Consider the following 20,355-nt stretch of genomic DNA (forward strand, 5'->3'; position numbering starts at 1 on the left):
CCTCCTGCGGCTGCGCGGCGGCGGTACCGGCCAGGCCCGCCGCCGCGGCCGGTGCGGCACCCGGGGCGCCGGCCGGCTGCTGGAGAGGCGCGCCGGTCCGCAGCGGCAGGCTGGGCAGGAAGGCCACGACGACCAGGCCGACGACCATGACACCGGCCGCCACCAGGAAGATCAGGCTCGTGGAGTCGGTGAAGCCCTCCTTGAAGGGGTGCGCCAGCGTCGCGGGCAGGTCCGAGATGATCTGCGTGTTGCTCAGCGCCTGCACCAGCCGCTCCTGCAGCTGCTGCAGGGTCAGCCCGGCCTGCTCCAGCGCGCCGGTGAAGGCGGAGGTGCTGGACGCGGCGCGGTACTCGTCCTGGATGTTGCGGCCGAGGGTGGAGAACAGGATCGACAGGAAGACCGCGGTGCCCAGCGTGCCGCCCATCTGGCGGAAGAAGGTCACCGAGGACGTCGCGACCCCGATCTCGCGGGGGGAGGCGGCGTTCTGCACGGCGAGGATGACCGGCTGCATGTTGCCGCCGAGGCCCCAGCCGAGCAGGACCATGATCAGCATGGTCTGCCAGACGGGCGTGTCGGCGGTGATGAGGGAGAGCAGGAACAGGGCCAGGGCCATGAGGGCGGAGCCGATGACCGGCAGCACCTTGTACCTGCCGGTGCGGCTGATGATCTGACCGCAGATCGCGCTGGCGGACATGATCCCGAACGTCAGCGGCAGCATCTGCAGGCCGCCCTCGGTCGGGGTGGAGCCCTTGACGACCTGCAGGTACTGGGGCAGCACGGCGAGGCCGCCGAACATGCCCATGCCCATGATGAAGCTGCCCAGGCTGCCCACGGCGAAGGTCCGGCCCCGGAACATCCGCAGCGGCAGCAGCGCCTCCTCGCCGAAGGCGCGCTCGGCGAGGACGAAGGCGACGAGGCCGACGACGCCGACGGCGTAGCAGAGCAGGGCGCGCCCGGAGCCCCAGCCCCACTCGCGGCCCTGCTCGGCGACGATGAGCAGCGGCACCAGGCACAGGACGAGGGCCAGGGCGCCGGGCCAGTCGATGCGGTGGTGCGAGGTGCGCTTGGGCAGCTTGAGGTTCTTCAGGACGACGGCCAGGGCCACGATGCCGATCGGCACGTTGATCCAGAAGATCCAGCGCCAGCCGGTGAGGCCGAGGATGGTGTCCTGGCCGGAGAAGAAGCCGCCGGCGACGGGCCCGAGGACGCTGGAGGAGCCGAAGACGGCCATGAAGTAGGCCTGGTACTTCGCCCGCTCCCGCGCCGGGACGATGTCGGCGATGATCGTCAGCGCCAGCGACATGAGGCCGCCGGCGCCGAGGCCCTGCAGGGCGCGCCAGGCGGCGAGCTCGTACATCGACGTGGAGATGCCGCACAGCGCGGAGCCGACGACGAAGATCACGATGGCGGCCACGAAGAACGGCCGCCGGCCGTACATGTCGGAGAGCTTGCCGTAGAGCGGCGTGGAGATCGTCGAGGTGATGAGGAACGCCGTCGTCGCCCACGCCTGCAGGTCGAAGCCGGACAGGTCGTCGGCGATGGTGCGGATCGCCGTGGCGACGATCGTCTGGTCGAGGGCGGCGAGGAACATCCCGAGCAGCAGGCCGCTGAGGATGGCCATGATCTGCCGGTGGCTGAGCGCCGGCCCTGCCGGTGCCGGCGGGTGGCCGGCTGCTGTGGGGGTGGTGCTGCTCACGGGTGTGCCTCCGCGGGGGCCGGGACGGTGGGGGCCGGGGACGGTGGGGTCAGCAGCGGGCTCGTGCCGTCGACGACCTCGGTGCGCACGCGGTCGAGGTCGTCGTTGAGCCGGCTGAGGTAGGTGGTGAGGCGGTCGACGTCCCCGGCGTCCCAGTCGCGCAGCACCTCCGCGAAGAGGGCGCGGCGCCTGGCGTGGATGAACGCCACCCGCTCGTGGCCGGCGGCGGTCACGGCCAGCCGGGAGGCGCGCCCGTCGGCGGGGTCGGGCTGGCGCTCGACGAGGCCCTGCGCGACCAGCTCGGCGGTCTGCCGGCTGACGGTGGAGGGGTCGGAGTGCACCGCCTCGGCGAGCGCGCCGGCGCGCACGGGGCCCTGCTCGGCGAGGGTGACCAGCAGCAGCGTGGAGGCCTTGTCCGCTTCCGAGACGCCGCGGGAGAGCGTGGACTTCACCGCGTGCAGCACGCGGTGCTGGCGGCTGAGCTGGCGCATCAGCGCCGCCGCGCCCGTCGTGGCGGCGGGGGGCTCCGGCGCGGGGGGCGCGGTGGCCGGGTGCTCGGGGGTCATGGTGCTCCAGGTGGTCGTGCCTCGGCCCATGCTTCACTGTGAGTGAAGGAATTGGCACTCTGAGTTGCCAGGCGTGTAACGCTCCGCGGTCGTGGACCGACATGCAAGGTGGCGGGCGGCACGCTCGCACATGAATGCTACATGCAACAAGTTGGTTGCTGCAAGCTTTGGTGTGCCGGGAGCTCCGACGTCCGCCCCCGGCCGCCCGCGGCGGGCAGCGGGAGCCTGACGAGGGAGAGCATGCGCGCGGTGGAGACGGCCCAGAGCGACGTGACGCTGCCCCCCGACCCCTCCGCGTCCTGGCGCGCCCGCCGCTTCGTCGCGGACTGGTGCGCCCGGCGCAGCCTCGACGAGGACAGCGTCGACACCCTGCTGCTGCTCACCGCCGAGCTGGTGACCAACGCCGTCCTGTACGGCCGCAGCGAGGTCGCCGTCTCGCTGGCCGCCACCGCCCGCCAGGTCCGCCTCAGCGTCGCCGACGAGAACACCCGCCTCCCGCAGCGGCGCGACCCCGACCCCGACGCGCTCAACGGGCGGGGCCTGCTCCTCGTCGAGGCCCTCGCCGAGCGGCACGGCATCGACGTCTCCCCCGTGGGCAAGGTCGTCTGGTGCGACGTCGAGGTCGCCGGCAGCCTGCCCGGCACGACCCGGCGCCTCAGCGCCTGAGGGCGCACCCCCTCCGCCGGGCGGCGCCGTCGGTGCCGCGACCTACCCTGGGGAGGTGGCTGCCCCTGCGCCCCCCCGTCCCACCGGGCAGCGCCCCGGATCCCGCGCCCTCGTCGCCCTCGGCGCGGGCGGGCTCGCGGCGGCGCTGCTCGCCACCCTGATCGGCCTGGCCGCCTCCGGGGCCCTCGACCCCGGCGCGCTGCAGGACCCCGGCGCCCTCGTGCGCTACGGCCTGCCCGCCGCCCGCACCGTGCACGACCTCGCCGCCGCCCTCACCGCCGGCCCGCTGCTGCTGGCCTGCGCCGCCCTGCCGCACCCCTCCGCGGCGTTCGAGCGCGCCGTGCGCACCGCCGCGGCCGCGGGGGCGGTGTGGACGCTGGCGGCCCTGGCCGTGCTCGTCCTCACCTACGCCGACGTGGTGGGCTCCCCGCCCGGTGCGCCCGGCTTCGGTGCCGGGCTGGCGCAGTTCGCGCAGCAGATCGACCTGGGCCAGGCGCTGCTGGCCACCACCGTGCTCGCCGCGGCCGCCGCCACCGCCGCCGCGGCCGCCACCGGCCACGGCGGGACCGCCGCCGCCACCGCCCTGGCCCTGGGGGCCCTGCTGCCGCTGTCGCTGTCCGGGCACGCCTCCGGCTCCGCCTCCCACGAGAGCGCCGTGACGTCGCTGGGCCTGCACCTGGTCGGCGTCACCGCCTGGGTCGGGGGCCTGGCCGGCCTGCTCGTGGTCGCCGGCACCCTCCACGCGCCGGGCGCGCGCGCCGGGGCCGGGGGCTCCGGGCGCCGGCGCGCCGACGCCGCCGTGGTCGTGCGGCGCTACTCGACGCTGGCGCTGTGGTCCTTCGCCGCCGTGGCGCTGTCCGGCGTCGTCAACGCCTCCGTGCGCCTCGGCGGCTGGTCGGGCCTGGCCAGCACCTACGGCGCGATCCTGCTGGCCAAGACCGCCGCCCTCGTCGCGCTCGGGGTGCTCGGCTGGGCGCACCGGCGCCGCACCATCCCCGCCCTGGCGGCCGCACCCGGGCGGTGGGGGCCCCTCGCGCGGCTGGCCGCCGGCGAGCTGCTCGTCATGGCGGTGGCCACCGGCCTCGGGGTCGCCCTCAGCCGCAGCGCCCCGCCCGTGCCGGACGTGACGGGCACCCCGAGCGCGGCCGAGGCGCTGCTGGGCCGGCCCGTGCCGGCGCCGTCCACGCCGCTGCGCTGGGCCACCGAGACCGCACCGGACCTGCTGTGGCTGCTCGTCGGGGCCGGCCTGGCCACCTGGTACGCCCTCGCCGTGCGCGCGCTGCGCCGGCGCGGGGACCGCTGGCCGGCCGGGCGCACGCTGGCGTGGCTGGCCGGCTGCGTGCTGCTGCTGTGGGTGACCAGCGGGGGCCCCGCCGCCTACGGCCGGATCTCCTTCAGCGCGCACATGGTGCAGCACATGCTGCTGACGATGGCGGTGCCGCCGCTGCTCGTCCTCGGCGGTCCCGTCACCCTCGCGCTGCGCACCCTGCCCGCCCGCCGCGACGGCTCCCGCGGCGCCCGCGAGTGGCTGATGGTCCTGGTGCACTCCACCTGGCTGCGCGTCGTGGGCCACCCCGTGGTGGCCGCCGTCCTGTTCGCCGGCAGCATCATCGTCTTCTACTACTCACCGCTGTTCGAGGTGGCGCTGCGCACCCACGTCGGCCACGAGCTGATGATGGTCCACTTCCTGGGCACCGGGTACCTGTTCGCCTCGGTGCTCATCGGCGTCGACCCGGGCGCCGACCGCCCCCGCTTCCCGCTGCGGCTGCTGCTGCTGTTCGCGACGATGGGTTTCCACGCCTTCTTCGGCGTCGGCCTCATGCAGAGCACCACCGTGCTGGCGCCGGGCTGGTTCGGCGCCCTCGGCCTCGGCGGCGACCTGCTCGCCGACCAGCAGCGCGGCGGCGGCATCGCCTGGGGCATCGGCGAGCTGCCCACGCTGTTCCTGGTGCTGGGCGTGGCGGTGACGTGGGCGCGCTCGGACGCGCGGGAGGACCGCCGCCGCGACCGGGCGGCCGAGCGCGACGGCGACGCCGAGCTGCGCGCCTACAACGACATGCTCGAGCGGCTCTCCCGCGACGACGCCCCCGGGCGGCGCTGAGGTCCCGGGGGCCCGGGGTCCTGGACCGGCGCCCGGGGCCCCGGCGCCGTCCCGGGGCCCCGGCGGCGCGGGTGGTGCGGGGGCTCAGGACCCCGCGAGCTGCACGTCGAGGGTCGAGGCGTCCAGCGTCTTGGTGAACGGGCACAGCGACTGCGCCTCGGCGAGCACCCCGGCGGCGTCCTCCACGCCCGGCAGCGACACCTGCAGCGCGTAGGTCGCGGTGTAGCCGGGGCCGGAGGCCGACGCGAGCGTCACCCGCGCCTCCACGGAGGCGTCGTCGATGCTCGCGCCGCGGGTGCTCGCCGCGATGCGCAGCGACTCCAGCAGGCAGCTGCCGAGCGCGGCGGCCATCAGCTGCTCGGGGTTGGTGCCGTCCCCGCTGCCGCCCAGCTCGCCGGGCTCGGAGACGGTGACGGACAGGGCGTCGTCGGAGGAGCGCGCCGCACCGGGGGTGGCGGTCACGACGGCGGTGTAGAGGTCCTCGGGCATGCCGCCGACGCTAGGGCGCGATCGCCGCCGCCGCCCGGTGATCTTCACCGGGCCGCCCCGGCACCGCCCGCCCGCCCACCGCCCGCATCCGGCACGATGTCCCCGTACCGGACGCCGAGCGAGGGTGGACATCGGATGGCCAGCGCCACGAACCCGCAGATGAACTTCACGGTGGAGCAGCTCGGACCCTGCACGGTGGACTCCCCGCTGGCGCCGCGGCTCAACGCGCGCCGCACCACCCAGCACTACGTGCAGCCCACCGACCGGGTGCTCTTCGACGACACCCTCTCCAAGCTCGAGCGCCGCGACCTGCCCACCTCCGAGCTGCCCAGCCTGGAGCCCAGCGGGCCGCGCGAGCGCATCTTCTTCGACCCGTCCAAGACCCGGGTCGGCATCGTCACCTGCGGCGGGCTGTGCCCGGGCATCAACAACGTCATCCGCGGCCTGGTCTCCGAGCTCACCACCCACTACGGGGTGCGGCGCATCTACGGCTTCCGCAACGGCTACCAGGGCTTCATCCCCAGCTACGGCCACGACGTGGTGGACCTCAACCTGGAGGTCGTCGACGGCATCGACGGCGAGGGCGGCACCATCCTGGGCACCTCCCGGGGCCAGCAGGACGCCGGGGAGATCGCCGACTGCCTGGAGCGGATGGGCATCTCCATCCTCTTCGTCATCGGCGGCGACGGGACGATGCGCGGCGCGCAGAAGATCTCCGCGGAGCTGCGCGAGCGGGGGCAGAAGACCGCCGTCGTGGGCATCCCCAAGACGATCGACAACGACATCCCCTTCATCGACCAGAGCTTCGGCTTCCAGTCGGCGTTCTCCGAGGCCAGCCGCTCCATCCGCTCGGCGAAGGTCGAGGCCCGCACCGCGCCCAACGGGGTCAGCGTCGTCAAGCTCATGGGCCGGCACTCGGGCTTCATCGCCTGCTACGCGGCGCTGGCGCAGAACGACGCCGACTACGTCCTCATCCCCGAGGTGCCGTTCGTGCTGGACGGCCCGGGCGGTTTCCTCGCCGACCTGCGCCGGCGGGTCAAGGAGCAGGGCCACGCGGTCGTCGTCGTCGCCGAGGGCGCCGGCCAGGAGCTCTTCGAGGCCGACGAGGCGCGCGACGCCTCCGGCAACAAGCGGCTGCAGGACGTCGGCAAGCTGCTGCGCGACCGCCTCGCGGAGGACTTCGCCGCGCACGGCATGGAGCTCAACATGCGCTACATCGACCCCAGCTACAACATCCGCAGCGTCCCGGCCAACCCCTACGACGCCGTGTACTGCATCCGGCTGGCGCACGCGGCGGTGCACGCGGCGATGGCGGGGCGCACGAACATGGTCGTGGGGCGCTGGCGGCGGCGGTTCGTGCACATCCCCATCGACCTCGCGGTGAGCTCGCGCAACCAGGTCGACCCGAACGGGGACCTGTGGTGGTCGGTGCTGGAGGCCACCGGGCAGCCGTGGTCGTTCGGCGACGCGGACTCCCCGGCGGTGCAGGTCTTCGGCGGTCAGTGACGTTCGCCCGGTCTTCCGCCGGGCGTCACCGGGGCATCACAGGGGCCGCACAGCATGGGGTGCGGCCCCTGCGGCGGTCGCCGCCGGGGGTCGACGACCGCCGACGAGAGGCACCCCACCGCCATGAGCACCCCCACGTCCGCGTCCCCGTCCACCACCCCACCCGCCGCCCCGTCGCGGCACCGGCGCGCGCTCGCCGCCGCGACGGCCGCGCTGGTCGGCGCGGGTGCCCTGACCGTCTCCCTGCAGGCGTCCTCCTCCGCCGCCCCCGCCCCCGCCCCCGCCCCGGCCGCGGACACCGCGCCCGAGCCGTACGTCGGGTCCGTGGAGGTCGTCCGCGAGGTCGGCGCCATCTCGTCCCCGGACCGGCTCTCGGAGCCGGCCACGCTGCGGGGCACGGTGTTCGAGGACTCCGACCGCGACGGCCGCAGCGACGGCGAGGAGGGCGTGGCGGGTGTCGCGGTCTCCAACGGCCGCGACGTCGTCCGCACCGACCCCGAGGGCCGCTACGAGCTGCCGGTGTTCGACGGCATGACCGCCTTCGTCACCCAGCCCTCGGGCTGGCAGGTCCCCGTCGACGCCGACGGCGTCGCCCAGTTCCACTACCACCACCTGCCCGCCGGGTCCCCCGAGCTGCGCTTCGGCGGTCTGGCACCCACCGGCCCGCTGCCGTCGGCGGTGAACTTCCCCCTGGTGCGCGGCGACGAGCAGGCCCAGGACGCGCGCACCCGCTGCGCCGTCCTCGCCGACGTGCAGACCTACAGCGGCCGCGAGCTCGGCTTCGCCCGCGACGGCCTCGTGGCCGACCTCGTGGCCCGGCAGCAGGACGAGGGGCAGCGCCTCGCCGAGTGCGGTGCGCTCATGCTCGGCGACGTCGCCGGCGACGACCTCGGGCTGTACCCGCGCATCAAGGAGGTGCTGGGCGCCACCGGCCTGCCGCTGCGGTTCGTGCCCGGCAACCACGACCTCGACCTGGACGCCACCGACGCCGCGCACTCCTTCGACACCTACAAGCGCGAGCTGGGCCCCACCACGTACTCCTACGACGTGGCCGACGTCCACCACGTCGTCATGAACAACGTCAAGTACCCCTGCACCCCGGCGGACGACCCGGACGGCACGCGACCGCACTGCGCGGACCCCGCGGGCGCGCCCAGCTACTCCGGCGTCCTGGGCGAGCAGCAGCTCGACTGGCTGGAGGCCGACCTGGCCGCCGTGCCCGAGGACAAGCTGGTCGTCCTCGCCACCCACATCCCGATGGTCTCCTTCGCCGACGCCACGTCGACCAAGCACCAGACCGCCGACGTGCTGCGGGTGTACGAGCTCCTGGAGGGCCGCCCGGCGCTGTCGGTGTCCGGGCACACCCACTCCACCGAGCGGATGCTCACCGGTGACTCCTACGCCGGCTGGCAGGAGGCCGTGGGCGTGGCGGAGCTGCCGTTCCCGCACGTGGTGGCCGGTGCCCCCAGCGGTGACTGGTACTCCGGCGACCTGGGGATCGAGGGCCGCCCGATGGCCCTGCAGCGCGACGGCGCCCGCCCCGGCTACCTGACGCTGGACGTCGAGGGCAGCGAGTTCGTCGACAGCTTCCACGTCATCGGCGAGGAGGACGACAAGCAGATGGCGCTGTCGCTGAACTCCCCGCGCTGGCGCGACTGGTACACGCAGCTCAGCGGGTGGGCCGCGGCCCGCGAGTCCGGCGACCGGATGGCGCTGCCGCCGGTGAACGTCAACGACCTGGGCGACCCGGGCCTGGTCACCCCCGCCGACCTCGCGCAGGACACGTTCCTGACCGCGAACGTCTGGTACGGCTCCAGCGACACCGAGGTGTCCGTCTCGATCGACGGCGGCGAGGCGCAGCCGGCCGTCCGCACCCAGCAGGCGCGCGGTGAGGCCGCGAACACCGGTGCCCGCTTCGCCGACCCGGCCGCCGCCACCCGCCAGCTGCAGGTGGCCCGGTTCGCGTTCGCCAGCACCTCCGGCGACGAGCGCGCCCAGGGCTTCGAGCTGTACGACGGCGCCTCCTACGGCCCCGGCCCGGCCCAGCAGGGTTCCAACCTCGCCGACCGCGCCACCCACCTGTGGCAGCTCCGGCTGCCCGCGGACCTGGCCGAGGGCGTGCACACCGCCACGGTGACCGCCACCGACGGCGCGGGCCGGGAGCACACCGACACGCACACCTTCGAGGTCCGCGCCGAGCTGCCGGCGCAGGCGTTCCGCACGGAGCTGTTCGAGCAGGGCTGAGCCCCGCCCCCTGACGGGGACGTCCCGCCCGGCGACACCGGTGTGTCGCGGGCGGGACGTCCCCGTCGTGCGTGCCCGTCCCGGGCGGGGGCGCCCGGCAGGTCGGGACCGCCGCCCCTGCCGCCCGGGACGCCGGGCGCGGAAACCTCCGGTGCGTCGCCGGGAGGGACCCGGCCGGAGCACCGCAGGAGAGCCGCATGAGCACCACCGCCCCGACCAGCGCCGCACCGGGCACCGCCGCCCCCGTCCCCGCGCGGGCGCCGCGCACCGGCCGCGGCTGGGCCCTCACCGGCGTCCTCGCCGGCGTCGGCGGCATCACCAGCATCCAGGCCAGCACCGCCGTCGACGCCGCCTACCGCGAGGACCTCGCCGGGGACGCGGCGGGCATCACCGAGGCGCTGGCCGGGCAGACCACCCCGCTGCTGGTCTTCCACACCGCCACGACCCTCACCACGGTGCTGCTGCTCGTCGTCGCCGCAGGCCTGCACCGCCGCCTCGCCGCCGCCCTGCCCACCGGCAGCCTGCTGCCCGGGATCGCCGCCGCCGGCCTCGGCCTCACCGCGGTCGCGGGGCTGATGGGCTCCGCCCTCGACACCGAGTTCGTCTTCGGCCTGCAGGACACCTCCCGCCTCGTGCCCGAGACCGCCGCGCTCTACGGGCACTGGGTGGGCACCGTGCCGTGGCTGTGGCTGGGCTCCGGGGTCGCCGCGCTCGCCGTGGCCGCCGCCGCCCTGCGCTCTGCCGCCCTGCCCCGCTGGATCGGCTGGGTCAGCCTCGTCCTCGGCGTGCTGACCACCCTGCTGGGCGTCTCGCCGCTGCAGTACATGGCGGGCATGACCGGGCCGGTGTGGCTGCTCGTGGCGATGCTCGGCTTCTGGCTGGGCGACCGCCGCGGGCGGGTGGGGGCCTGAACGGCGGAAACGGCCCGAAGCCGGCCCCCGGTCTGTACGGTCGCGTCGCTGTGGAGGGGACGACGCGAACGGGACGGGACCGGGGGCCGGCGGCTGCCGGGGCGGCGGTCGCCGTCACGTCGTGGGTGGTGGCGCTGGCGTCCCTGGTCCTGATGGCGGCCGCCCGCCCGCCCGTCGACGAGGGCCTGTGGTTCTACGCCGTGGACCTCACCGTGGCCTGCGTGTACGGCACGGTCTCGGGGGTGCTGCTGGCGCGGCGCCCCGCCCCGGTCGCGTGGATCCTGGCCGTCGCGGGCCTCGGCGGTGCCCTCGCCGCGTTCGGGTTCGCGTACGAGTCCCACGCACCCGCCGCGGGCTGGCCCGCCTCGGGCGTGCTGATGGCGCTGCAGGGCACCGCGTGGGTGCCGGGGACCCTGGCGCTGTTCCTCGTCGTGCCCTGGCTGGTGCGCGACCACCCGCTCGGGGGGGCGCGGTGGGGCGTGGTGGCCGGGGTGCTGGCGGTCGCCGGGGTCCTGGGCGTGCAGCTGGCCCAGCTCACCTCGCCGCTGCCGTTCGCGGTGTCGATGTCCGCGGTGGTCGTCGTGGGGGCGGCCGCCACCGCCGACGTCGCCCACCGCTGGCGGCGCGGCCCGCAGCGGGAGCGGGTCGGCCTGGGCTGGCTGGCGCTGGGGTCGGCGGTGATGACCCTGTCGTTCGTGCTGCTGCTCGTGGTGGTCCTCGCGCCGCGGCTGGGGCTGCCCGTGTGGTCCACGCCCGTGCTGCACCTGGCCGCGCAGGCCGTCTACCCGGCGGCGGTGCTGGTCTCGGTGCTGCGCCAGCGGATGTGGGGGCTGGACCTGGCCGTCAGCCGGGCCGTCCTGGCCGGGCTGCTCACCGTCGTGCTGGGCCTGGTGTACGTGGCGGTGACCGCCGTCGCCGCGCTGCTCGTCCCGGGGGAGGGGGTGGCGCAGCTGCTGGCGGCGGCGGTCGTGGCGGCGGTGGTGCAGCCCTCGCGGCTGTGGCTGCAGGCGCGGGTGCACCGCCTCGTGCACGGCGACGCGGTGGACCCGGTGCGCGCGGTGCGGCGGCTGGGCAGCTCCCTGGGGCGGCCCGGCAGCCCGGAGGAGCTGCTGCGGGGGTTCGTCGCCGACGTCGCGGCGTCGCTGCGGCTGGAGTCGGCGGTGGTCCACGTCGACGGCCCCGCCGGCCCGCAGGTGGTGGCCGCCGCGGGGACCGCCACCGGCGAGGGCGTCGCCGTGCCGCTGGAGCACCGCGGGCAGACGCTGCGGCTGCTCGTGGTCACCGCGCTGCCGGGGGAGGCGCTGGACGCCCGCGCCCGCCGGACGCTGGCGGAGCTGGCGCCGGTGGTGGCGGCCGCGGTGGTGCTGGCGAGGGCGTCGGCGGACCTGGACGCCGCCCGGGACCGGCTGGCGTCGGTGCGGCTGGAGGAGCGCCGCGTCATCCGCCGGGAGCTGCACGACGGGCTGGGGCCGTCGCTGGCGGGCATCCGGCTCGGCCTGCAGGGGGCGCGCAACCTCGTGGGGTCCGACCCGCGGGCCGCCGACGAGCTGCTGGCGGCGCTGGCGGGGGAGCTGGACTCGCGGGTGGACGACGTGCGGCAGCTGTCCCGCAGCCTGCTGCCGCCGGTGCTGGACGAGCTGGGCCTCGGGCCGGCGCTGACGGACCTGGTGGAGCGGCACGCGGAATCCGGGGTGGTGGTGTCGCTGCGCTGCGACCCGACGGCGGGGCTGGAGCCGAGGACGGCCGCCGCCGCGTACGGGATCGTGGTGGAGGCCCTGATGAACGTGGTGCGCCACAGCGGTGCGAGGCGGTGCGAGGTGGACGTGCAGGTGGGGGACGCGGTGCGGCTGGTGGTGGCCGACGACGGCGCGGGGCTGGACCCGGCTGCGGTGGCCGGGGTGGGGTCGCGCTCGATGCGGGAGCGGGCCGCGGAGCAGGGCGGCACCCTGCGCGTGCTGCCCGGTGCGGCCGGCGGCACCCGGGTGGAGGCCGTGCTGCCGCTGGCGCCCCGGCCGGTGCGCTCGTGAGCCTGCGGGTCGTGGTGGTCGACGACCACCCCGTCTTCCGCCTGGGCATGGTCGGCCTGCTGGGCAGCCTGGCGGGCATCGAGGTGGTGGGCAGCGCGGACTCGGCGGCGGGGGCGCTGGCGGTGGTCGACGAGGCCGTGGCCGCCGGGGACGCGGACGGCGCCGGCCTGGTGGTGCTGATGGACCTCAACCTCGGCGCGGACTCCGGGGTGGAGGCCACCCGCGACCTGGTGCGCCGCCACCCGGGGGTCGGGGTGCTGGTCGTCACGATGCGCGAGGACGACGAGGCGGTGGTGGCGTCGGTGCGGGCGGGGGCGCGCGGCTACCTCCTCAAGGGCGCGGGCCCGGAGGAGGTGGAGCGGGCGGTGCGGGCGGTGGGCAACGGGGACGTGATCCTCGGGGCGCAGGTCGCGGCCCGGGCGGTGGCGCACCTGGCGGGGGTCCGGGCGGCGGGCCCGGCGGTGCCCTTCCCGGGGCTGTCGGAGCGGGAGCGGGAGGTGCTGGACCTGGTGGCCCGCGGCTACGACAACGCCACGATCGCGCGGCGGCTGGTGCTCAGCCCGAAGACGGTGCGCAACCAGGTGGCGATCGTGCTGGCGAAGCTGGGCCTGCCGGACCGGGCGGCGGCGATCGTGCGGGCCCGGGAGGCGGGCCTCGGCGTGGGGTGAGGGCGCGGCACCGCCCGGGGCGGGTTCGGAGCCCGCCGGAACGGGTACGAGCCCTTGCGGACGGTTGCCGCTCGAGGAGGAGGAGCACATGGCCACGACGGACGAGGTCCTGCACGCGATCAAGAAGGCGACGTTCCCCGCGGACAAGGACGCGCTGATCGCCTCGGCGCTGGAGAGCGGCGCGGGCGACGACGTGGTGCGCGCCCTGCGCTCGATCCCGCCGGTGGACTACGCCGACAAGGACGAGGTGGCCCGCTCGGTGCCGACCGCCGAGCCCGTCGACGCGCACACCGCGGCGCAGCAGGCGCGCGGGCAGGCGGACTCCCGCATCGCGGCGGACCTGCGCGAGGTGGCGCCCGACCCGCTGGAGGAGGCGCAGCGGCAGAGCTGACGCGGCCGGGGCGGGACGTCCCCCGCTGGGCCCCGCCCGCCACGGATCACCGGTCCCGGCCCGGCCGGGGCGCGCCGGCCCCGCCGGCCCGGACGAGACCGGACTCGTAGGCGAGCACCACCGCCTGCGCCCGGCTGCTGAGGCCCTGCTTCGCCAGGATCCGGTTGACGTGCGTCTTGACGGTCGCCTCGCTGAGCACGAGTTCCGCGGCGATCGCGGGGTTGCCCATCCCGCGCGCGACGAGGACGAGGACCTCGCGCTCGCGGTCGGTCAGCCCGGCCAGCGCCGCGGGGGTCCCCGACCACGGCGGGGGACCGCTGACGTGCGCGGCGACGAGGCGCCGGACGAGCGCAGGCGCCAGCAGCGCCTCGCCGGCCGCGACCACGCGCACCGCCTCGGCCAGCAGGTCCGGCGGGCTCGCCTTCAGCAGGAAACCCCCGGCACCGGCCCGCAGCGCCTCGTAGACGTAGACGTCCAGGTCGTAGGTCGTCAGGACCAGCACCCGCGAGCCCAGGCCGGTGGCCACGGCCTCCCGGGTGGCGGCGATCCCGTCCAGCACCGGCATCCGGATGTCGAGCACCAGCACGTCCGGGCGCACCCGGCGCGCCACCTCCAGGGCGGCGCGCCCGTCGCCCGCCTCGCCCAGCACCTCCACGCCGCGCGCCTCCAGCAGGCCCCGCAGCCCGCTGCGGACGAGCTCCTGGTCGTCCGCCAGGACCACCGACGTCACGGAGCCACCTCCACCGGCACGGAGACGGCGAGCGCGTACCCCCCGTCGGGGGTCCCGCCGTGCTCCAGCGACCCGCCGAACAACGCGACGCGCTCCCGCACCCCCGGCAGCCCGTGCCCGCCGGGCACCGGTGCGGCGGGCGAGGCCGCGGGCCCGTTGCGGACCTCCACCCGCACGGCGTCCGCGCACCGCACGAGGCGGACCTCGGCCCGGCTGCCCGGGGCGTGCTTGAGCGCGTTCGTCAGCGCCTCCTGCACGATCCGGTACACCGACAGCTGCAGACCGGTGGGCAGGTCGTCCACGGTGCCGTCGCGGACCAGCGCGACGGGCATCCCCGCGCGGCCGAACTCCTCGGCCAGCGCCGGCAGGTCGGCCAGCACCGGCCCCGGGGCGAGCCCCAGCTCGCCGGCGTCGTCGCGGACCAGCCGCAGCAGCCGCCCCGTCTCCGCCAGGGCCTCCCGCCCGCACCGCTGCACCGCGCGCACGGCCCGCGCGGCGGTCTCCGGGTCGTGGCCGAGGACGTCCTCGGCGAGCGAGGCCTGCACGACCATGACGCTGAGGGAGTGCGCCAGGACGTCGTGCAGCTCCCTGGCGATCCGCTCCCGCTCCGCCGCGGCGGCCGCCTCCACGTCGCGCTCGCGGCGCGCCCGTTCCCGCTCCGCCTCCGCCGCCGCGGTCGCCGCGCGGTCCAGCTCCCGGCGCAGCAGCCGCCCGAGCAGCCACGGCACGTACGTGCCCAGCAGCCCGAACAGCAGGTCCGGCTCGAAGTCGGAGAGCGCCCCCAGCGCGAGGTAGGTGATCGCCAGGCACGCGGTCACGGCCAGCAGGCCGGGCAGGTGCCGCTCCCAGGGCGGGTAGCGGCCCGCGGAGGAGGACGCGAGGACCAGCAGCAGGATCCACGATGCCGGGCCGCCGATGTCCACGCCCAGCGCGGCCGCCAGCGCGTAGCAGCCGCCCACCGCCGGGGGCGCCACCACGGGCAGGCGGCGGCGCACGACCAGGACCAGCGCGGCCAGCCAGAACGTGCCCAGCGCCGCCGCGAGGTGGTCGTAGCCCCCGCCGACGAGTTCGGCCGTGCCCACCGCCGCGATGAGCAGGGGGACGACCGCGTCGGCGGGCCGGGTCCCCCCGGACCGGCGTCGCGCCCCGGCGGCGGGCCCGTCCACGGGGGAACGCTAGCCCCGCGGTGCGCCGGGCGCGTCAACCCTGCGCGGTACGCCGGTGCCCGCGCCGGTCCGACGACGCCGACGCCCGCGGCGACCACCGTGGACGTCGGCCGCGACGGTCGCGGCGCGGAGGGGGTGGCGACGTGGACGGACGTGCGGACCGCCGGCTGGGGACCTGGGTGGTCGTCGCCGGCGCGGGGGCCTGCCTGGTGGCGCCGCTGCTGGGGCTGGCGTGGTTCCGCACCCGCGACGGTGCGGAGGCGCTCGCCGGCCCGACCGTGGCGTGGTGGGCGGAGCCCGCCGGCCGCTGGGCGGGGCGGCTGCTCACCTTCGCCCCGCCGGAGCGGGTCTACGCGACCTACCTGCAGGCGCTGGCGCTGCTGTTCCCCGCGGTGCTGGTGGCGGTGCTCGTCGCGCGCCGCCGCCGCACGCCCCGGTCCCGGACCGAGCGCGCGGCGTGGGCGGTCCTGCTCGCCGGCTGCGTGCTGGGGCAGGCGGGCATCGGGCTCGTGGCCCTCGCCCTCGTCGGCGGGGACGCGGGGGCCCCGCTCGTCGACGTGGGCTTCATCGCCCTGATGCTGCCGGGCACGCTGCTCCAGTTGGTGGGCTCCACGCTGCTCGGCCCCTGCCTGCTGCGCGCGGGCTGGCGGCCCAGGAGCACGGCGTGGGCGCTGACCCTCACGCTGCCCTGCTTCCTCGCCGGCAGCGTCCTGTCCGGGCACAACGGCATCGGCCAGCTCGTCGTCTTCCTCGCCTGGGCCGCCTACGGCCGGCACCTGCTGCGGCCGGCGACCGCCGGGCAGGGGCGCCCGCTCGTCGCCGATGTCACCCGGTAGCGCGCCGGGCTCCGTTCGTCGAGGAGTTCAGGGTGCCTGTCCTGGAGCAGCGGCCCTGCCGGGAGGACTCGTCCAGGTGTTCTCCCGCCCGGCGCGAGCGGTCAGGATGGGGCGGTGCGCGCGGAGCGGCTCGTCGCCCTGCTCTTCGTCCTGCAGCGCCGCCGCGCCGCCACGGTCGCCGAGCTGGCCGCCGAGCTCGGCGTGTCCGAGCGGACGATGCACCGCGACGTCGCCGCCCTGCGCGAGGCGGGGGTCCCGGTGTGGACCGAACCCGGCCGGCACGGCGGGGTGCGCCTCGTCGACGGCTGGCGCTCGCGGCTGGACGGGCTCACCTCCCGCGAGGCCGTCGCGCTGCTGGCGATGGGGGTGCCACGGGCGCTGGCGGACCTGGGCCTGGGCACGGCGGTCTCCGCCGCGCACGCCAAGGTCGCCGCGACCCTGCCGGCCGAGCTGCGCGAGCAGGCCCAGCGCGTGGCCCAGCGCTTCCACCTCGACGCCCCCGGCTGGTTCCGCCGCGAGGAGGAGTCGGAGCACCTGGGCGCCCTGGCCCGCGCCGTCTGGGCGCAGCGGCGGGTGCGGATCGCCTACCGGCGCCCGGACGGGCAGGTGGAGCGTCTCCTCGACCCGCTCGGCCTCGTGCTCAAGGCGGGTGTCTGGTACCTCGCGGCCCGCCCCGCGGACCCCGGCGGACACCCCGGCGGGGATTCCGGCGCAGACCCCGGCGGGGACGTCGTGCGCACCTACCGGGTGGCCCGGGTGACCGCTACGACCGAGCTGGAGGAGCGGTTCGAGCGCCCCGCGGGTTTCGACCTGGCCTCCTGGTGGCAGCGCTCGTCCGCCGAGTTCGAGCGCTCCCTGGACCGGGTCCCGGTGCTGGTGCGGCTCAGCCCCCGCGGGGTGCGGGCGCTGCCGTCGCTGCTCGACGCCGACACCGCCGCCGGGGCGCTCGCGGCGGCCGGTCCGCCCGCCGCCGACGGCTGGACGCGCGTGGAGCTGCACCTGGAGGACCCGGTCGTGGCCGCCGGTCGTCTCCTCGGCCTGGGCGCCGAGGTCGAGGTCCTCGCGCCGCCCGCCGCGCGGGCCGCGTTCGCGGACACCGCGCGGCGGATGGCCGAACGTCACGCGCAACCCCCGCCCGCCGGGCGTCAGCGGTAGCCGGCGGTGTCGGCCGGCCGCCCGGCCGCGACGACCTCCGTCATGTACCGCCACCCGTCGGGGCGGCTGCCGTCGACGTCGTCGATCCCGTACAGCTGCGCGAGCTGCCCGCTGCTCAGCGTCCGCCCCGCGAACCGGGCCCGCTCCGGGTCGGCGGCCAGCGCGGCCACCGTGCGCCCGACGAACGTCGGCGTCTCCGAGATCGCGAAGTGCGGCTCCTGCGCGCACGCCTCCCGCCAGGTCTCCTCGCTCACGCCGAAGGTGTCGAGCATCGCCTCCGAGCGCAGCCAGCCCGGGGTGAGGGCGACCGCCGTGCAGCCGTGCGGCGCCAGCTCGTGCGCCTCGCCGATCGCCATCGGGTGCGCCGCGGTCTTGGCGACGTAGAACGCCAGCGACGTGCCCTCCCGGAACCGCGCGTTCCACTCCGCCGTGCCGTCGGTGAGCTCCACCACCAGCCCGCCCGGTCGCCGCACCAGCAGCGGCAGCAGGTGGTGGCTGGTGATCAGGTGGGCGTCGACGCCGAGGCGCACCATCCGCAGGCTCGCCGCCAGGGAGTGCTCCCAGACCGGCTTCCCCCACTGCAGGTGCCCGTCCCCGCCCCAGATCCCGTCGACGAGCACGTCCAGGCGCCCGTGCTCGGCGTCGATCCGCCGCGCCAGCGCCGCCACCTGCTCGGGGTCCAGGTGGTCGACGTGCACGGCGACGGCCCTGCCGCCCGCCGCGGCCACCAGCTCCGCCGTCTCCTCGACCGTCTCGGGCCGGTCCACCTCCGAGCGCCGGCCCCGGGCGGAGCGGCCGGTCACGTAGACCACCGCCCCCGCCCGGCCCAGCTCCACGGCGATCGCCCTGCTCGCCCCGCGGGTCCCGCCCGCCACCACCGCCACCACGTCCTGCAGCGCTCCGCTCATGCGGCCACGCTCGCGCCGAACCCCGCCACCTGCTGGCAGGGTTCCGGGGCGCGCCCGGCGGGGGGCTGCTGCTCTCGCGCCGGTCGATCAGCTGTGGGGGGCGCGGGGGATGCTGGAGGTGCAGCGGTGCACCGCTGCCGTCAGGCGCTCCACGTCGGAGGTGGCCAGCAGGTCGAGCAACGCGCCCCGGAGCACGGCCAGCGCCAGCGTCCTGTCGGCCTCCGCCGCCGGACCCATCCGCTCCTGCGCGCTCTGGCACGTCGCGAGGACGTCCGTCCAGGTCCGCACGCTGTCGCGCGCGAAGTCCGCCCACGGCCCGTCCTGGTCGGTCAGGGAGCGGCTGTAGCACTCCACCCACAACCGCAGCAGCGGTCGGTGCGCCTCGGCGGACAGCCAGGACCACAGCGCCTCCACGCCCGCTGCCAGCCCTCCCGTGCCCCTGCTCACCTCTTGCAGGGCGGCGAGCTCGTCCGCGCGCGCACGGTCCAGGAGGGCCCGGACGAGTCCGTCCTTGCTCCCGAACAGGTACATCAGCACCCGAGTGCTGGACCCGACGGCAGCGGCCAGCGGACGCAGCGACGCCGCGGACAGGCCGTGCTGCAGCACGTACCGGTACGCGGCCTCGAGCAGTTCGGCCCGCCGCGGTGAGGCCGTCGCCAGGTGATCGCCCACGGCGGTAACGTACCCGCTCGCTGACACGACCGTGTCAGTGGAGGGGGGCGGCCCCGCTGCGCGCTGCCGCCGGCCCACCGACCGACGGCAGCGACGGGGGACGCCCATGCACGCGGTGCTCGAGTACACCTACGCCGACGACTACCTGCAGCGCCGCGAGGCGCACCGCTCCGCGCACCTGTCAGCGGCGTGGCAGGCCGTCGAACGAGGGGACCTGCTCCTCGGCGGGGCCGTCGGCGACGGCCCGTTCACCGCGCTGCTCGTCTTCACCGGGCCCGACCCCGTCCGGGCGGCACGGGCGTTCGCGGTCGCCGATCCCTACGTGACCGGCGGCGTCGTCACCTCCTGGACCGCCCGCCCCTGGCGCACCGTGGTGGGGGACCAGGCCTCCGAACCCACCCGACCCTGACCGGGAACCGCACAGCGGGGACGTCCGCCCGGCGGGACGCCGGAGGGCACGCACCGGTCCCGGGGGAGCGGTGCGTGCCCTCCGCGTCGTGGTCCGGGCCGTGCTGTCGTCCAGGCCGTGCTGTCGTCCAGGCCCTCAGGGGATGCGGACGGTGCGCGAGAGAGCGGTGTCCGAGGAGCCGCCGACGTGCACGCCGTAGGTGCCGCGGGCGGTCGTCCAGCGGTCGGTCCTCTCGTCCCAGTGCTGCAGCAGGTGCAGGTCGCGCACGTCCGCGTAGGACAGCGTGATCTTCACGTCCTCGCTCTGCCCCGGCTGCAGGGTGACGCGCTCCCAGCCGACGAGGCGCCGGCCGGGCTCCCCGGTGGCCTCGGGCAGCTCGAGGTAGGCCTGGGCGACCTCGGTGCCGGCCCGTTCGCCCGTGTTGGTCAGCCGGAACGTGAGGTGGACCCCCTTCTCGCCCTTGCCGAGGGACGGGGAGAACCGCAGGTGGCTGTAGGCGAACGACGTGTAGGACAGGCCGTGGCCGAACGGGAACAGCGGCTCGATGCCCTGCTCCTGGTACCAGCGGTACCCGACCTGCAGGCCCTCGGTGTAGTTCACCTGGCGGATCGCCTCGCTGCCCTCCGGGCGGGTCGTCGAGCCGTCGGCGAAGACCCCCGGGTACTGCTCCGGGGTGCGGGTCGGGGTGTCCGCGAGGGACTCGGGGAACGTCATCGGGAGCTTCCCGCTGAAGTTGGTGTCCCCGAACAGCAGCGAGGCCAGCGCCGGACCCTGCTGCTCCCCGCCGTACCAGGCCTGGACGACCGAGGGGACGTCGCCGATCCACGGCATCTCGACCGCGCTGCCCGTCTGCAGCACGACGACGGTGCGCGGGTTGGCCGCGGCGACGGCGGAGACGAGCTCGTCACCGTTGCCGGTGAGGCGCAGGTCGGGGAGGTCGGCGAACTCGCCCATCGCCACGTTCACCACGACGACGGCGACATCGGCCGCCGCGGCCTCGGCCGCCGCGGCCGCGGTGTCGGTGCCGGCGTCGAAGGTGACGTCCGCCCCGTCGCGCGCCGCGCGCTCGCGCAGGCTCTCCTCGATCGGGACGAGGTCCTCGCAGACCAGCGTGCGCGTGCTGCCGAAGCGCGGTGGCCAGGTCATGCTGCAGGCGTCCACCGCGCTGGTGCCGTCGCTGGTCGGGGTCGACGACGCGGTGGCGCCGATGACGG

The 20,355-nt window shown here is 76.4% G+C and carries 19 protein-coding genes; 11 read left to right on the forward strand and 8 right to left on the reverse strand.

From position 1 onward, the window contains the following. Positions 1–1,621: MDR family MFS transporter (locus tag ABEB16_RS01205; RefSeq protein WP_345710471.1), on the reverse strand; the 1,621-nt coding region annotated here is incomplete at its 3' end. A gap of 71 nt (positions 1,622–1,692) precedes the next feature. Beyond that, complete coding sequence (locus tag ABEB16_RS01210; RefSeq protein WP_345710454.1) at positions 1,693–2,262, reverse strand: MarR family winged helix-turn-helix transcriptional regulator; 570 nt, start codon at positions 2,260–2,262, stop codon at positions 1,693–1,695. A 249-nt stretch (positions 2,263–2,511) separates the two neighbouring features. Between ABEB16_RS01210 and ABEB16_RS01215 the strand changes: the two genes are divergently transcribed. Further along, complete coding sequence (locus ABEB16_RS01215; RefSeq protein ID WP_345710455.1) at positions 2,512–2,928, forward strand: ATP-binding protein; 417 nt, start codon at positions 2,512–2,514, stop codon at positions 2,926–2,928. A 55-nt stretch (positions 2,929–2,983) separates the two neighbouring features. Further along, positions 2,984–5,029: a bifunctional copper resistance protein CopD/cytochrome c oxidase assembly protein gene (locus ABEB16_RS01220; protein WP_345710456.1), complete on the forward strand. Its 2,046-nt coding sequence runs from the start codon at positions 2,984–2,986 to the stop codon at positions 5,027–5,029. 84 nt (positions 5,030–5,113) lie between these two features. Here ABEB16_RS01220 and ABEB16_RS01225 read toward each other — a convergent pair whose 3' ends face one another. Further along, on the reverse strand, positions 5,114–5,518 hold the full coding sequence (locus ABEB16_RS01225; protein WP_345710457.1) for an OsmC family protein: 405 nt from the start codon (positions 5,516–5,518) through the stop codon (positions 5,114–5,116). A 135-nt stretch (positions 5,519–5,653) separates the two neighbouring features. Here ABEB16_RS01225 and ABEB16_RS01230 point away from each other — a divergent pair, with 135 nt between their 5' ends. The 6 genes from ABEB16_RS01230 (at position 5,654) to ABEB16_RS01255 (ending at position 13,265) form a co-directional block, all read left to right on the forward strand. Continuing rightward, a complete protein-coding gene (locus tag ABEB16_RS01230; protein ID WP_345710458.1) occupies positions 5,654–7,024 on the forward strand; it encodes an ATP-dependent 6-phosphofructokinase in 1,371 nt (456 codons plus the stop codon). Positions 7,025–7,147: 123 nt separating this feature from the next. Then, positions 7,148–9,268, forward strand: a complete 2,121-nt coding sequence (locus ABEB16_RS01235; protein ID WP_345710459.1) for a calcineurin-like phosphoesterase C-terminal domain-containing protein — start codon at positions 7,148–7,150, stop codon at positions 9,266–9,268. Positions 9,269–9,465: 197 nt separating this feature from the next. After that, positions 9,466–10,179, forward strand: coding sequence for a hypothetical protein (locus ABEB16_RS01240; protein ID WP_345710460.1), 714 nt, complete (start codon positions 9,466–9,468; stop codon positions 10,177–10,179). 152 nt (positions 10,180–10,331) lie between these two features. Beyond that, a complete protein-coding gene (locus ABEB16_RS01245) occupies positions 10,332–12,206 on the forward strand; it encodes a sensor histidine kinase (RefSeq protein WP_345710472.1) in 1,875 nt (624 codons plus the stop codon). 47 nt (positions 12,207–12,253) lie between these two features. Beyond that, positions 12,254–12,874 (forward strand): LuxR C-terminal-related transcriptional regulator, encoded by a 621-nt coding sequence (locus ABEB16_RS01250; RefSeq protein ID WP_425560072.1) that lies wholly within the window; start codon positions 12,254–12,256, stop codon positions 12,872–12,874. 88 nt (positions 12,875–12,962) lie between these two features. Continuing rightward, a complete protein-coding gene (locus ABEB16_RS01255) occupies positions 12,963–13,265 on the forward strand; it encodes a DUF2795 domain-containing protein (protein ID WP_345710462.1) in 303 nt (100 codons plus the stop codon). Between the two features lie 46 nt (positions 13,266–13,311). Here the strand turns inward: ABEB16_RS01255 and ABEB16_RS01260 are convergent, their stop codons facing one another. Both ABEB16_RS01260 and ABEB16_RS01265 read right to left on the reverse strand, forming a co-directional pair. Then, the gene (locus ABEB16_RS01260) at positions 13,312–13,995 is read right to left on the reverse strand and encodes a response regulator (RefSeq protein ID WP_345710463.1); all 684 of its coding nucleotides are present in this window, start codon (positions 13,993–13,995) and stop codon (positions 13,312–13,314) included. Then, positions 13,992–15,161 (reverse strand): sensor histidine kinase, encoded by a 1,170-nt coding sequence (locus ABEB16_RS01265; RefSeq protein WP_345710464.1) that lies wholly within the window; start codon positions 15,159–15,161, stop codon positions 13,992–13,994. Before ABEB16_RS01265 ends, ABEB16_RS01260 begins: the two co-directional genes overlap by 4 nt. Positions 15,162–15,304: 143 nt before the next feature. On the opposite strand from ABEB16_RS01265, the gene ABEB16_RS01270 reads away from it, so the two are divergent. Both ABEB16_RS01270 and ABEB16_RS01275 read left to right on the forward strand, forming a co-directional pair. Further along, positions 15,305–15,997: a hypothetical protein gene (locus ABEB16_RS01270; protein ID WP_345710465.1), complete on the forward strand. Its 693-nt coding sequence runs from the start codon at positions 15,305–15,307 to the stop codon at positions 15,995–15,997. A gap of 114 nt (positions 15,998–16,111) precedes the next feature. Next, positions 16,112–17,152 (forward strand): helix-turn-helix transcriptional regulator, encoded by a 1,041-nt coding sequence (locus ABEB16_RS01275; protein ID WP_345710466.1) that lies wholly within the window; start codon positions 16,112–16,114, stop codon positions 17,150–17,152. Here ABEB16_RS01275 and ABEB16_RS01280 read toward each other — a convergent pair. Beyond that, positions 17,143–18,060, reverse strand: coding sequence for an SDR family oxidoreductase (locus ABEB16_RS01280; protein ID WP_345710467.1), 918 nt, complete (start codon positions 18,058–18,060; stop codon positions 17,143–17,145). The genes ABEB16_RS01275 and ABEB16_RS01280 overlap by 10 nt on opposite strands. A gap of 87 nt (positions 18,061–18,147) precedes the next feature. Next, the gene (locus ABEB16_RS01285) at positions 18,148–18,732 is read right to left on the reverse strand and encodes a TetR family transcriptional regulator (RefSeq protein ID WP_345710468.1); all 585 of its coding nucleotides are present in this window, start codon (positions 18,730–18,732) and stop codon (positions 18,148–18,150) included. A gap of 106 nt (positions 18,733–18,838) precedes the next feature. Between ABEB16_RS01285 and ABEB16_RS01290 the strand changes: the two genes are divergently transcribed. Further along, on the forward strand, positions 18,839–19,141 hold the full coding sequence (locus ABEB16_RS01290; RefSeq protein WP_345710469.1) for a YciI-like protein: 303 nt from the start codon (positions 18,839–18,841) through the stop codon (positions 19,139–19,141). Between the two features lie 135 nt (positions 19,142–19,276). Here the strand turns inward: ABEB16_RS01290 and ABEB16_RS01295 are convergent. Then, on the reverse strand, positions 19,277–20,355 hold a 1,079-nt coding region (locus ABEB16_RS01295), incomplete at its 5' end, for a glycoside hydrolase family 3 C-terminal domain-containing protein (protein ID WP_345710470.1).

This window comes from Kineococcus glutinatus (assembly GCF_039542765.1).
GTDB classification, from domain to species: domain Bacteria; phylum Actinomycetota; class Actinomycetes; order Actinomycetales; family Kineococcaceae; genus Kineococcus_A; species Kineococcus_A glutinatus.